A 13121-nucleotide genomic window follows, 5' to 3' on the forward strand; every position below is an offset into this window, starting at 1 on the left:
AAAGAATTAGAGAGGGGACAGCTAGTAGGGTGTGAATTAGGTGTCCGGATTAAAAAATCACAACTGAGTTGCTTGGATACACCTTAAAATTACTTCGTACACATCGAATAGACAACATTTCCTGGTGATTTCGTGCGGCCGAAAAGTATTTCAAGCAATTTACTGTTTCTACGCCTTCAATTTACGCCAGTAGGTAGCAGTCGGCGCTGAGAGCCCAGCCTTGTGGTCGTCGGTCAGGGTATTGAGCACGTTGACGCGTCTCTTGCCCGCCAGCACGTGAACGTCGTAAATTTCATCCACCGAGCTAGCGTACGTCAACTCCCCCACCCGGGCACCGGTTGGCAGGTGGATAACGACAATTCCGGCACGATCCGCCTCCTTGGCGAAGGCCAGTTTTCCGAAGGTGCTACTATTTTTTCGCAGCTTGGACAGGCCGACGAACAGGTAATCCCCGGCTTTAGACATGCCCCTCACGAAACCACCGATCTTACAAACTACCGTCACCGCTCCGCTAGCCAGATCAACCTCACAAACTTCTCCTTTCGCCGTTTGCAGGACGTACAGCCGCCCGTCGTAAATACGCGGAGAATGCGGCATTCCTAAACCACCGACGATCGTTTCGCCCGAATCCACGTCCAGTAGCACCCCCGTTTTGGTGACGTTCGGTCGCCAGCCGACCGGCATGTTGGTCTCGCTAAACGCCGTAGCGTAAGCCGGCTTTCCGTTGCGCATGGCCATACCGTTCAGGTGGCAGCGATCCTCACCGGCCAGCTTGTCGATGAAGCGGGGTTGCCAGACCGGGGTAAAACTGTAGCGGTCATCCAGCTTGACCAGGCAGCTGAAGCGGGTATTTACGGCGTACAGGCTAGTGCCACCGTCACCGAAATTAAGGTCGTGAATATCCAGGTCTCCGGTGTGGTAGGTCGCCCTGGGTAGGTAGAGTGCATCGTACTTTCCGGGGCCTTTCGGATAGAACTGCGCGAGCTCGCCGGAGTTGGCGAGCACGACTACTTCGTCCCGGCAGGCGATTGCTAAGCGGTCCGTTTCCAGATCCTCGGCAATCCCCATGGGCTTAGGGAAGCTCCTCGGTAGTTGGATGATCCGCTCCTCGTCGGGCGCCGATAACAGGATCACCTTTCCCGCCTGGTAAGTCGACAGGGCGATTGTAACTCCTAACTGGTGCAGCAATTCGGGTAACTGGGCGGTGTGGCGTAGAGCAAAGGGCGGGGCGGGTTGCATGGACGTGTTTGAACGGCAAAATTAAGTAGTGCAGCGGAATATGTCCGTTCCTAAAGTGGCGGCACGGCCAGCGACAGCCCACGACAGTATCCTTCGGGGCTGCGTTTAAAATCCCCGCCGCCCTCCCCACTCAAAATTTTTGTCCCTTGAAACCCTGCACCCGCGTCCGCGCCCACTACTTTTCCCGTCGGAGCTGAAGGCCTAGCGATTGGGCACCAAACTCTTATTCGACTTTAAAATAAGTGGTTCACGCGAAGGCATCAGCCGCCTACCGCCCATAGTCTACCCTGGTTAATTTTTGCGCGGTCGCGGGTGCAAAGTAATTGGGGAAGAAACAAAGTACTACCCCAGAATGCACCACAGCGCGTAGATCATCCCCGGCACGAAAAACAATAGAGTAAGCACGACGCAGATCCAAAAGCGACCGGTGAGGCCCTCGTGAATGAAGACGCCCAGTGGTGGAATGAAAACAGCCGCAATGATTGCGATGAGGTTAGAAGTTCCGGAAGCCATGTTGTAGTATTTTAAAGATTATCCTCCCCGAAGTCTACCGGGTGGGCCCAATCGGAACGCGTAATCCGTCACCCCGTGTTCGTTTCCGGGGTAAGTACGTACGACGGGGTCACGTAGTGGATGTGAGCACTGGACTTTTCCGCGGTAACTGGCGGATCAAACCACTCCTACCCTACTTCGCTCCTCCCAACGACCACTGCATCTACGACCACACCCCCTACAACATGCTGCGCACCAAAGCAACGATGCCAGCGATGAGCATCTCGATGCCGATACTCATAACCAGGAAACCCATGATGCGGCTAAGGGCGGAAAGCCCCGTCCGCCCGAGCAGGCGATTCAGCGCCGGAGCAAGGCTGAGTACCAACCAAATGAGCAGCGCCATTACGAGGATCACCCCGATAATGACGCCCCGGCTGAGCCACTCGCCCTGGGCGGCGAACATACCGATGAGGAAAGAAATACTGCCGGGCCCGGACAGCATCGGCATGGCCATCGGGGTAAAACTAATGTCGTCCTTTTGCTGAGCTTCGGCCTCCATGTCGCCGTCCATGCGCCGCTCCTCGAATTTGGAATTCAGCAAACCAAAACCGCTGTTGACGATGATCAGCCCGCCGGCAATACGCAACGCATTAAGGGTTATCCCGAAAAAAGAGAGAATGGCGGTACCGCCCAGAAAAAAGACGATCAAAATCAGCGCAAACCAGAGTGCCGTTTTACGTGCGGTAGCGTTGCGGTCCCGGCTACTCATGTCGCTCGACAGAGTCAAGTACATCGGGATGGCCCCGAGGGGGTTGACGAGAGAGAAAAGGGAGCCCAGCGTGGCGAAAAATAAGCTTACGGTTAACATGGCGGTCGGTTAGGGGCCGCAAAGGTCCGTAAAATTATGCTGCCCCGCTCAAGAAAATTACCACACTAAAGTTTTCCCGAGCCTACTCTTCCTCCTGCTTGTCGGGGTAAGCGATCCGAACGTTGTAAACACTCTTCATGATGGACTTGAACGTCATCCGGCAAACTTCCAATTCTTTAAACGTGAGTCCGCTTTTTTTCAGCTGACCGGATGTCACCTTACCCTGAATTATCTGGTCGATGAAGGCGTATAGTTCCTCCTCCGACGGTGATTTTAAGCTCTTACAGGCCGCTTCCACGCTATCGGCAATCATGAGGATCGTCTGCTCTTTGGTGGAAGGCCGGGGGCCTGGGTAACGGAAAGTAGCTTCTTCCGCTTCCCGCTCGGGGTGGTCCTTAACGTAGGTCAGGTAGAAATATTCCGCGCGGGTCGTGCCGTGGTGCGTCCGAATGAAGTCGATGATCACCTCCGGCAGACCAGCCTTACGGGCGAGTTTGGTTCCGTCGGCGACGTGGTTGATGATGATGGCGGCGCTTTCCTTCGGACCAATTTTGTGGTGGGGGTTCGGGCCGTTCTGGTTCTCGATGAAGTAGCCCGGGTTTTCGATCTTGCCGATGTCGTGGTAAAGGGCGGCGGTCTTGACGAGTAGCGCATTGCCACCTACGGCCCGGGTGGCCTGCTCCGCCATGTTGGCTACGTTGAGCGAGTGTTGCCACGTTCCGGAAGCCTGGCGGGCTAGCCGCTGCAGCAAAGGTTGGTTCATGTCGCTGAGTTCCATCAGCGTAATGGGCGAAATAAAACCGAAAATCTTTCCAATGAGCGGAATGAGTGGGTAGGCCAGTAAAACCAAAAACACGTTGCCGGCCAGCCAGCCGATCGTCACGTAATTCACCGTGCGCCAGGTTCCGCCCCGGAGCAACTCCAGCCCGATGTAACCAACGCAGTAGAACAAGAAAAGCACCGATAAGCTGCGGAAGTATTTCGTCATGTCCCGCGTGTCAACGTCGGTAACGATGACGACCACCCCGGCCATAATGCTGAGGAAGGTAAACGTAAACCCGAGGCTCGTGAGAAAGCTGGCGATCAGTACCACAATCACGTGGACGAATAGCCCTAGCCGCTCGGTGAAGAAAATGCGGACAACAATCGGGACGATACAGAAAGGTATTACCCAAGCGCTGATTTCTGGCACCCCGTCCACGGCACGTACCAGCACCGCGTAGAGAACTGGCCACAGGAGAAGGAGGAGTAAATTCCCGGGCCTGCTGTAAACCCTGGGGAAATAGCGACGGAGGTACCAAAAGAGTAAAATGATGACGATGGCAATCTGAATCGCGAACCCACCGAACACCGACCAGAAGGAGGTCTGCGTCTTCATATTCGACTGGTAAACCGTCCGGTAACTAGCTAATTTTTGAAAGATCTGATCGGTTACCCGGTCTCCCTGGCCAATCATGAGTTCGCTTTCGCTGACCAGCCCGTCGTAGCGACTTACTCGTTGCCGGGCCAGTGTTCTGAGGCGCACCGTGAGGGAATCGTTGTAGAAAACGTTGTGTTGGAACTTATTGTCGAGGAGGTTGAGCAAAAACTCCGGTGACTGCAGGTCCGTAAAGAACAAGCTATCTTCCAACCACTGTACGGCGTCCCCCGGGGTGTAGAACTGCGCAATCGTTTTCTCCTGTTGCTGGCTTCCGTTGATGGTCGTAACGACCGTCGCCATTCCGTTCATCTCGTCTTCCTCGCGGGCGTTAATAATCCCCTGACTGTATAATTTATCCAGCACCCGCAGTCCGTAGCGACGGTGACTGTCTGGCTGCCGCAGGAGGTCGAGGTTATCCTGACGCACGCGGGCGCTGTCGAGCGCGGTGGCGAATTCCCGGATGAACTGCTCCCGCGCCCGGCGGGCTACCTCGGGGCGGTATTCGTAGACGGGCGTCGCGTTTTCCTGGACTTGCTCCATATCGGCGAGCAAGGCATCGTTCGACTTTAATACCGGGATATCGTACGGCGCACGAAGATCCTCGTAGCGCCATATCTGCCCCCGCTCAAACTCAAAAGGAAAATTAAGCCGGTCGGGATAGAGCGCGCTGATGACCATCACGACGGTAAACCCCATTAACCACCGGGTGACCCGGCGGGAACTGGTACGAGCACGCTTAATCTTTTTCTTTTCGGAACGGAGGTCGATGGGTGGTGACTAATTGAGGGGCGTAATATACGGACAAGGTCGATTGCGAACCGGAGATCAGCGCCTGACTCGAAGAGCTAGACCAGGCTACTGCTCTTTATTTAGTAGAGACCGCCGCCCGTAGGGACCACAGATCGGGCATGTTTTCATTCGGTGGCCCCGTGCCGGGCAGTATTCGCGCCCAAAAAAGATGATTTGTAGGTGGAGTTTGTTCCAGCTCTCCTCCGGAAATAAGCGCTTCAGGTCCTTCTCCGTCTTCACGACGTTTTTTCCCGTCGTCAAACCCCAGCGGTAGGCAAGGCGGTGAATGTGCGTATCCACCGGAAAGGCCGGTACGCCGAAGGCCTGGCTCATGACCACCGACGCCGTCTTGTGGCCAACGCCCGGCAGTGACTCCAGCGCAGCCCAGTCCTGTGGCACCTCACCACCGTAGTCTTCCACCAGTATTCGACTCAGCTCCTTGATGGCCGCACTCTTCGTTGGTGACAGCCCACACGGACGAATGATCGCCCGGATGTCTTCCACCGGTTGCTCCATCATCAGCCGCGGCTCGTCCGCCAGCGCCCAGAGCGCGGGCGTGACTTTATTGACGCGCACGTCAGTGCACTGCGCGCTTAGCAGTACGGCAACCAATAGTGTATATGGATCCACGTGATCGAGCGGAACGGGCACGGTCGGGTACAACTCTTCCAGGATCCGGTGGATGTCGTCGGCTTTTTCTTGCTTGGTCATGGGCGCGAAGATCAGACGTGCTGCGCTAATTCCCTAATATCCCGAATCTTGTGAGTCGCGCCTAGTTTGGGGTGATCCGGCGTGCCCGGGTGGCGTAGCCAGCAGGCATCGAAGCCATAATCCAGCGCCCCACGCACGTCGGCGTTGGGGTTGTCGCCAATCACCAGCACCTTAGATTTATCCACCCCGGCCATCTGCCGGTAGGCGTGGTCGAAGAATACGGCGTTGGGCTTAGCGGCGCCAATTTCGTCCGAGATAACGATGAATTCAAAATACTTTTCCAGCTGGGTACTACGGAGGCGAGGTCGCTGAACTTCCTTGAGGCCGTTCGTAATCATCGCTAGCTTGTACCTATCCCGCACGGACTCGAGTAACTCGACCGCCCCGGCCAGCATGTGGGTGGACTCCGCCAAGTAAGTACGGTAATCGATCGATAATTCTTCGGCGGGGTGATCGAGGCGGTACTGTTCCAGTAGCCGGCTGAAGCGGATGGTCCGCAGTTGCGTCTTCGGTAAGTTTCCCGCTTCGTAGTCGGACCAAACGCGGTGGTTGATTAGCCGGTAGTCCCCCAGCACTTCTTCACTCCAGGCGATGTCTCGCTTGACCAGGGTGCGTTCGAGGGCGGAAGCTTCCGCGGCACTAAAGTCCCAGAGGGTGTTGTCTGCGTCAAACAGTAGCCATTCGTACTTCACTAAACGTACGTTTCGTCCGTGGCAACATCCTCCGTTTGCTGCCGGTTACGCCACCACAGGATGGCGATCGTGCCGATGAGCACGTAGGGGGTAAAGAGCATGTACATGATGCCGTTGTTCAGGCCCTTGCCTTCCGTTCCGCCGTTCGCTAAGTTAGTTTCCGCCGTCGCCCGGCACATTGGGCATTGCGCCAGCAAGTCATCTGCACCAAAGGAGACGCAAATCAACAATAGGGCGAGTATCCAGACAGACTTTTTCATCGTGATTGTTTCTCTGTAAACGTGGGGTTAAAAGGTAGGTTGCGGCAGTTATGGATAATACTCCCGTAGCATCAAATAAACTACCGGGCCGGTCACGGCGACGTACATCCACAAAGGCCAGACGAACCGCGACAGCTTTTTGTGGCTGGTGTATCTACCGACGATGGCGTACATCGTCGTCCAGAGAATGAAGGGCAGCAGGATTCCGGCCAGCGTAATGTGTGAGATTAAGATTAACAGGTAGATCGTGCGCGTACCACTCACCGCGGCGGCTTCGGTCGCGCTGACGATTCCGTCCAGGTTCGTATCCCCAAACTTGACCTCCGGCGTAGTAAAGTGGTAGGCGACGTAACAGAGCAGAAAGACGACGGACAGCAAAAGCGCCGTGGCGTTTGCGTTCCGGTGCAGGACGAACTTACTATTCTTGACGAAGTAGAGACTAAACAGTAGCGCAACTGCCGTCAGGGCGTTCAGGGTAGCGTTGACGGCGGGTAGAAAACCAACGTCCCAGCCTTCCCCCATGTCGATCTTCACGTAGCGCATGAGTACTACGAGACCCGTTACGGCAACGGAAGCGATGATGATGGCGATCTTGAGCGCGCCTTCTTTTTCCGGTGCGGTCGCGAGTTGTGGGTGAATAGCGTTCATGTCTATAATTCTCGGCCCCGGTCGAGAATCAAATCTTGCTTCTCGGGGAGGGGGATGATGACGGAAATTAGCTGAACCAACCCGATCGTCTCATCCCGCCGCGCGAGGTTGTAGTGCTTGACGATGGTTTGGGAACTATCGACGAGCGCGACGATGGGTTCCGTTCCGGGAGCGTCGTACTGGCTCAGCGGCAATTGGAAGTCGCTCGCACTGCGTTGAAAAGCGGTTGCGTCGGCCCGCACGAAACTCAGCATCGGAGCTTCCGGCAGGTGGTAAGTCTGAGTAAATTCATTCACGGTTTGGTCGGGGTCTTTGCTCAGCACGATCGTCGTGAAGTGTAGGTTCGGACTGTCCGCGAATTGCTGGTAAAGGCTGTCCATCATGTGTCCGTAGACCCTGGTAGCCTCCTGTTTAGTGGGGTCTAGCCAGCCAACGACGGCCATGCTGCCGCGCAGGTTGTCCGGTAATGTTCCCTGCACCCGCGTCAGCGCCGAAAGATCAGGCATCTTTCCAAAATCACCCTGGGTCATAATTGCCTCCTTGCGGTAAGTAAAACCCGTGCGTAGGTAGTAGAAGGAGATCGCCGGCAACCCGACCAGCAGGAAGAGGACGACCACGGTGCTGAAAATTGATTTTGCGTTTGCCATAAAGGGTAACTGTTCTGCAAAGGTAACCGCCGCCGGGCCGGATGGATGTTGATACCAGGGAATATGACCCTTAGCTTAGACTGCCATCAGGGCGTGGACGCGGGTGCCGGGTATTTGGGAAAGAGCGGGGCGCAAAGACGAACGTCGCTACCGGCTGACCAGTAGCGACGTTCGTCAATATTCTTGATGTGACGGTTAGTCCATTGTAGTAGTTTCCTCGACTCCCGCACCAACGGCCTGACCCGGGTTGGGCAAGATCTCCCGCTCCATCCGGTTACGCTCGTTGACGGTTTCCCGGTTGTTCTTCCAGGCGTCACCTTCGTAGAAGAAAGCGATGACCGCCCAAAGCAGCAGAAATACGGGAAGCAGTACGCTCATGGCCAAACCCTTCACCTCGTAGGCCATGTGCATGAACTCGAAGATGATGAAGTACGCTTTGTAGATCGACAGCACGATAATGAGGATGGAGGCAATAGCGAAAATTGATTCGTAACCCTTAGCCCATTCAGCCGCCTTGAGCAGTGAGAGTGCGACTTCGACTAAAGTGACAACAGCCAGTAGGCCAAGCCCTTTCCAGACGGCGGCGGTTTGTTCTTCGTAGGTAGCGTGGCTAGCCATGGTGATTCGATTTTGGGGCGGCGATTGTTGCGCCAGTAGACTTTAGGAAAAACGATTTGTGGGTAAGTGTCACAACACCATGTACTCGTGATGACGCACTTGGTCAATCCAACGCTTAGAGGAGGTAGAAAACGAGAAAAACAAACACCCAGACTAAATCAACAAAGTGCCAGTACAGACCAATTTTCTCTACCATCTCGTAACCATTCGCACGCATTGCGTACACGCCGCTCGCGGAGTTGATGAGAATGATCAGCAGGAAAGCTACCCCCGTCAGGACGTGGAAGCCGTGAAAGCCCGTGATGCCAAAGAATAGCGCACCGAAAGCGGTCGGACCGAATTGCTGCGTTTTGATTGACCCCGCGTCGGGACCATCCGTAGCCATGTACTTGCGACGGATATAGGGAGTGCCGTCGCCCATGATTTCGAAGCCAGCGTAGTTACCAGCCGTCTCGGGGTAAGCGAAAGTTTCTTCCCCCGCCTCTCCGTGCTCCGCACCGGCTACGTGTAGCAAGTAGGTTTCCCCTAACTCAACGGGCTCGTCCGTTTGCTCACCTGTTTCCGGGTCCAAGAAGAAGCCGTTTTCCGTGTAACTGCCGAATGGGTTAGTAGTCACGGTCATGTGCTCGTGGTTAATCAGGTTATTCCACTCCCAAGCCTGACAGCCGAGGAAACCTGCACCACCAAGCACCGTAAGAAACATCCAGAAAACGACGCCCCGCTTGTTTTCCAGGGCTCCTTCCTGCACCGCCCGTACCATGGTACCCGAGCTGATGATCAGCAGAAAGGACATGAACGTCACGAAAATCAGCGGCGCTTCCCCTCCGAATATTCCTAAATTATGAATGCCGAAGGGCGCGGTGGCAAACACTTTGTCGGGCACGGGCCAGCTGATGCTAGAAAAACGAAGCGTCCCGTAGGCAATGAGAAAGCCCGCAAAGGTAAATGCATCGGAAAGCAAGAAATACCACATCATCAACTTCCCGTAGGAAGTATCGAACGGTTTTGCTTCACCCCCTTCCCAGTGTCCGTCTTCGTCGGAATGATCGTGTTCGGGGGCAACTAGGATGTCCGTGTCTTCGGCCATGTTTCGTGTCTTTTAAAACGGTAGAGGTGCGGGCTTCACCGATTAATCGGTTTCGCCATTATTTATAATTAAGCTTAGCGCTGTAGACTCAGGAATACGATTAAGTAAATCCAGAGTACATCAACGAAATGCCAGTAAGTCATCGTCAACTCCAAACGCAACTGCCGCGCCGGCGTGACCTTCATGGGAAGGATAAACGCCATGATGAGTGCTACCAGTAAAATAGCAATCCCACCGATGACGTGCAGCGCGTGCAAACCGCTGATGGCGTAGATAAAGTCGCCCGAAGGATTTATCTTGAGCGGAACACCGCTTGCGGCCAGTTCCTCCCAACCAACTAGTTGGAGCACTACGAAAGCAATACCGAGGATGAAAGTCAATCCCAACAAAGCTTTGTAAGCTAGCGCAGCCTCCCGTTTGAAAGCTACGTAAGCGCCGTGCAAAGTTAGACTACTCGCTACGATGACCAAAGTATTCACGAAGAAAATAGAAGGAATAGAGAATTCTAGCCAGTTGCCCGCCGCCCGTCGCACGATAAACGCGGACGTAAGAGCGGTAAACATCATCACGAGACTCACCAAACCCACCCAGAGCGCTAGCTTTTTGGGGTGAATTTTGTTCTGTCGCTTGAGTGCCTCGGTGCGCAAGTTTTCCTTGTTCGTCACCAGACTGCCGTCAATCGTTACTTTACGCATTACAATTAATTTGAAAAGTACTGCTGTCCCAACCAGAAGAGCGTGAACGCAACCGGGAGATAAGCGAAAGAGAAAAACATCATGCCGAGCGCGGATTTCCGTGAGGGCGCGCGGCGGAACTTTACGGCAAAATTCAGGAAAACTAGGCCGAGTAGCAACACGATCACGGAAGCCCAGAGGGAAGTCGCGCCTAGTAAATAAGGTACGAAGCCCAGGGGTAGCAAAATGAAGGTAGACGCGATGGAATCACGTCCCAGCGTGGCGGTATCAGCTTTACCCTCTACTTCGGGGACAAGCTTAAAACCTGCCTTCTGGTAATCATCAAACCCCAGGTAGCCAATCGCGTAAAAATGAGGTAATTGCCAGAAGAACTGGATCGCAAACAAGGTGAGCCCCAACGTAGTAATACTCATCTCGGCGGCGGTAGATCCAATCAGTGCGGGCAAAGCCCCCGGTATGGCACCGACCAGGACGGCAATCGGCCCCACTCGTTTGAGTGGAGTGTAGACGAATGCGTAGCTGATGAGGGAAACCATTCCGAGGAAGGCCGTCCAGGGGTTAAACAGAGCAAGTAAGGTGATTCCTCCGATGCTGGCAAAGCCAGCAATCAGTAAGGCATCAGACATACTTAACCGGCCTTCGGCCAGTGGTCGGGAACTCGTACGCGCCATGAGCTTATCGTAATCCTTCTCAAGTAGCTCGTTAAGAACGTTAGCGGCGGCGGTTGTCAAGAACCCGCCAGCGGTCAGGACGGCTACGGCAAACCAACTAAACCCGGACCCACCCAGGGCCACGAGGTACGCCAGAACGGACGATAGTACAACCGTTGCGGACAGGCGGAACTTGACCAGTGCCGCCAAATCAGTCATCCACTGACTGAATCCTGAGAAGTCCCGACTTGAAACTTGGTCTTTCACGGTTTAATCGATATTGAGGTTAAAACAAACGACCCGTAACTCGTGGCGAATGCTACGAACTACGGGCCGTTTCTTATCGTGGTAAACAGTTAATAGCTAGTGACTAACTATTAGTTGTGGCTACCCGGATGATTTAGTGAACCGGAGACTCGTCTTCCCCCACGGGTTCAACCTGGGAGATAAACTCACGACCATCCTTACCGTAATCATACGCCCACCGCTGAACGGAGGGAAGTTTGCCCGGCCAGTTACCGTGGCCTACGTCGACTGGTGTCGTCCACTCGAGCGTGTTAGCGTTGTAAGGGTTCTGCGTAGTTAGCTTACGTCCTTTCCAGATGCTGTAGAAGAAGTTGATCACGAAGAGCAACTGGAACCCGAAGGTTATGATGGCTGCGATGGTGATAAACTTATTCAACCCGTCAAAGTGGCCGAACGTAGCGAAGGCATCGAACTTATAGTACCGGCGGGGGACGCCAGCCATACCGATGTAGTGCATTGGCCAGAAAACTGCGTAAGCACCGATGATCGTACCCCAGAAGTGGAACTTACCGAGCGTCTCGTTCATGAAGCGACCGTACATCTTGGGGAACCAGTGGTAAACACCGGCGTACATTCCGAAGAAAGCAGCTACACCCATAACAATGTGGAAGTGAGCCACTACGAAGTAGGTATCGTGAAGCTGGATATCGAGGGTAGAGTTACCCAACCAAATACCCGTCAGACCACCGGAAATAAACATCGATACGAACCCAATGGCAAAAAGACTAGCCGGGTTAAAGCGAATGTTACCGCCGTAAAGCGTCGCAATCCAGTTAAACACCTTCACCGCGGAAGGAACCGCAATGATCAGCGTGAAGATCACGAAGAAGTTAGAGATGAACGGGTTCACGCCAGACATGAACATGTGGTGCGCCCAAACAATGAAGGACAGGAAGGCAATCGCCAGAATGGAGAAGACCATCGCTTTGTAACCAAAGATCGGCTTGCGTGCATTGACGGAAAGTACTTCCGAAACGATACCCATTGCGGGAAGGATAATGATGTAAACCTCCGGGTGACCGAGGAACCAGAACAAGTGCTGGTAAAGGATCGGCGAACCACCTACGTGGTCGAGTGCGGCACCACCAATGTAAATGTCACTGAGGTAGAAACTCGTACCGACACCGCGGTCTAGCATCATTAGGAAAAAAGCGGAAGTTAGTACGGGGAAGGAAAGCAAACCAATAATGGCCGTCACGAAGAAAGCCCAGATCGGTAGCGGCAGACGCCACATGCTCATCCCTTTGGTGCGCAGGTTAAGAACGGTTGTAATGTAGTTGATACCACCGAGAAGAACGGAAACAACAAACAGTACCAGTGAAATCGTCCAGAGTGTCATACCGGCACCGGACCCGTCCATCGCCTGTGGCAACGCGGAGAGTGGCGGATAAGCTACCCAACCACCGGCAAAAGGACCGGTCGAAAGGAAAAGCGAAGAGAACATCACCATGCCGGAGATAAAGAAGAACCAGTAACTCAGCATGTTCAGCAATGGCGAGGCCATGTCGCGAGCACCAATCATCAGTGGAATCAACAGATTCGAGAAGGTTCCACTTAGACCGGCCGTCAGTACAAAGAATACCAATATGGTACCGTGCATCGTGACCAGTGCGTAATAGAAATCAGGCACCAGCGAACCTATGCCGTCACCATTGATGGCGATCCACTTACCAAGTACGGGCTGTAACCACGCGAGGCTTTCTTCGGGAAAACCCAGCTGCATACGGAACACAAGTGACATCAAGCCACCAATAATCGCCCACATCATTCCCGTGATCAGGAACTGCTTGGCGATCATCTTGTGATCCATCGAAAAGATATAATGAGAGACAAAGTTAGACTGGTACTTGTCTCCGTGATGGTGATCGTGGAAGTGGTCGTCATAACCCAATTCCTGGATCAGACCTTCCGAACGAGACACCGGTGCAGTAATAATTGCGCTTGCCATGGTTGAATATTAAAAAGAGGTTCTTCAGATAGCTACTAATGCTACTAC

14 protein-coding genes are annotated in these 13121 nt (G+C 54.0%); all 14 read right to left on the reverse strand.

Annotated elements, in window-relative coordinates; genetic code table 11:
- Positions 1–168: 168 nt before the first annotated feature.
- The 14 genes from GGR27_RS03140 to GGR27_RS03205 all read right to left on the reverse strand — a co-directional run bounded on the left by GGR27_RS03140 (position 169) and on the right by GGR27_RS03205 (position 13073).
- Positions 169–1239, reverse strand: a complete 1071-nt coding sequence (locus GGR27_RS03140; protein ID WP_168035925.1) for a TIGR03032 family protein — start codon at positions 1237–1239, stop codon at positions 169–171.
- Positions 1240–1581: 342 nt separating this feature from the next.
- Entirely contained in the window at positions 1582–1752 is a 171-nt protein-coding gene (locus tag GGR27_RS03145; protein WP_168035926.1) for a YqaE/Pmp3 family membrane protein, read from the reverse strand.
- A gap of 217 nt (positions 1753–1969) precedes the next feature.
- Positions 1970–2602 (reverse strand): MarC family protein, encoded by a 633-nt coding sequence (locus tag GGR27_RS03150; protein WP_168035927.1) that lies wholly within the window; start codon positions 2600–2602, stop codon positions 1970–1972.
- Positions 2603–2684: 82 nt separating this feature from the next.
- The gene (locus GGR27_RS03155) at positions 2685–4718 is read right to left on the reverse strand and encodes an HD family phosphohydrolase (RefSeq protein WP_168035928.1); all 2034 of its coding nucleotides are present in this window, start codon (positions 4716–4718) and stop codon (positions 2685–2687) included.
- 159 nt (positions 4719–4877) lie between these two features.
- Positions 4878–5522: an endonuclease III gene (nth, locus tag GGR27_RS03160; protein WP_168035929.1), complete on the reverse strand. Its 645-nt coding sequence runs from the start codon at positions 5520–5522 to the stop codon at positions 4878–4880.
- Between the two features lie 11 nt (positions 5523–5533).
- The gene (locus GGR27_RS03165; protein WP_168035930.1) at positions 5534–6214 is read right to left on the reverse strand and encodes a YjjG family noncanonical pyrimidine nucleotidase; all 681 of its coding nucleotides are present in this window, start codon (positions 6212–6214) and stop codon (positions 5534–5536) included.
- Positions 6214–6474, reverse strand: coding sequence for a hypothetical protein (locus GGR27_RS03170; protein ID WP_168035931.1), 261 nt, complete (start codon positions 6472–6474; stop codon positions 6214–6216). Before GGR27_RS03170 ends, GGR27_RS03165 begins: the two co-directional genes overlap by 1 nt.
- A 48-nt stretch (positions 6475–6522) precedes the next feature.
- Positions 6523–7122 (reverse strand): DUF420 domain-containing protein, encoded by a 600-nt coding sequence (locus tag GGR27_RS03175; RefSeq protein WP_209037865.1) that lies wholly within the window; start codon positions 7120–7122, stop codon positions 6523–6525.
- 2 nt (positions 7123–7124) lie between these two features.
- Entirely contained in the window at positions 7125–7769 is a 645-nt protein-coding gene (locus tag GGR27_RS03180; protein ID WP_168035932.1) for a hypothetical protein, read from the reverse strand.
- Positions 7770–7964: 195 nt separating this feature from the next.
- A complete protein-coding gene (locus GGR27_RS03185) occupies positions 7965–8387 on the reverse strand; it encodes a cytochrome C oxidase subunit IV family protein (RefSeq protein WP_168035933.1) in 423 nt (140 codons plus the stop codon).
- Positions 8388–8502: 115 nt separating this feature from the next.
- Positions 8503–9474, reverse strand: coding sequence for a cytochrome c oxidase subunit 3 (locus tag GGR27_RS03190; RefSeq protein WP_168035934.1), 972 nt, complete (start codon positions 9472–9474; stop codon positions 8503–8505).
- Positions 9475–9548: 74 nt separating this feature from the next.
- Entirely contained in the window at positions 9549–10169 is a 621-nt protein-coding gene (locus GGR27_RS03195) for a cytochrome c oxidase subunit 3 (protein WP_168035935.1), read from the reverse strand.
- 5 nt (positions 10170–10174) lie between these two features.
- On the reverse strand, positions 10175–11086 hold the full coding sequence (cyoE, locus tag GGR27_RS03200; RefSeq protein WP_168035936.1) for a heme o synthase: 912 nt from the start codon (positions 11084–11086) through the stop codon (positions 10175–10177).
- Between the two features lie 133 nt (positions 11087–11219).
- Entirely contained in the window at positions 11220–13073 is a 1854-nt protein-coding gene (locus tag GGR27_RS03205) for a cytochrome c oxidase subunit I (protein WP_168035937.1), read from the reverse strand.
- Positions 13074–13121 lie beyond the last annotated feature (48 nt).

The sequence above is a fragment of the Neolewinella antarctica genome, assembly GCF_011927835.1.
Lineage (GTDB): Bacteria > Bacteroidota > Bacteroidia > Chitinophagales > Saprospiraceae > Neolewinella > Neolewinella antarctica.

What these genes read in the sequence shown, in the direction of transcription:
- GGR27_RS03195 (WP_168035935.1), bottom strand. Translation starts at nt 10,169, where the DNA reads ATGCGTAAAGTAACGATTGACGGCAGTCTGGTGACGAACAAGGAAAAC.
- GGR27_RS03175 (WP_209037865.1), bottom strand. Translation starts at nt 7,122, where the DNA reads ATGAACGCTATTCACCCACAACTCGCGACCGCACCGGAAAAAGAAGGC.
- GGR27_RS03185 (WP_168035933.1), bottom strand. Translation starts at nt 8,387, where the DNA reads ATGGCTAGCCACGCTACCTACGAAGAACAAACCGCCGCCGTCTGGAAA.
- GGR27_RS03190 (WP_168035934.1), bottom strand. Translation starts at nt 9,474, where the DNA reads ATGGCCGAAGACACGGACATCCTAGTTGCCCCCGAACACGATCATTCC.
- GGR27_RS03155 (WP_168035928.1), bottom strand. Translation starts at nt 4,718, where the DNA reads ATGGGGTTTACCGTCGTGATGGTCATCAGCGCGCTCTATCCCGACCGG.
- GGR27_RS03205 (WP_168035937.1), bottom strand. Translation starts at nt 13,073, where the DNA reads ATGGCAAGCGCAATTATTACTGCACCGGTGTCTCGTTCGGAAGGTCTG.
- GGR27_RS03145 (WP_168035926.1), bottom strand. Translation starts at nt 1,752, where the DNA reads ATGGCTTCCGGAACTTCTAACCTCATCGCAATCATTGCGGCTGTTTTC.
- GGR27_RS03150 (WP_168035927.1), bottom strand. Translation starts at nt 2,602, where the DNA reads ATGTTAACCGTAAGCTTATTTTTCGCCACGCTGGGCTCCCTTTTCTCT.
- GGR27_RS03140 (WP_168035925.1), bottom strand. Translation starts at nt 1,239, where the DNA reads ATGCAACCCGCCCCGCCCTTTGCTCTACGCCACACCGCCCAGTTACCC.
- GGR27_RS03170 (WP_168035931.1), bottom strand. Translation starts at nt 6,474, where the DNA reads ATGAAAAAGTCTGTCTGGATACTCGCCCTATTGTTGATTTGCGTCTCC.
- GGR27_RS03180 (WP_168035932.1), bottom strand. Translation starts at nt 7,769, where the DNA reads ATGGCAAACGCAAAATCAATTTTCAGCACCGTGGTCGTCCTCTTCCTG.
- nth (WP_168035929.1), bottom strand. Translation starts at nt 5,522, where the DNA reads ATGACCAAGCAAGAAAAAGCCGACGACATCCACCGGATCCTGGAAGAG.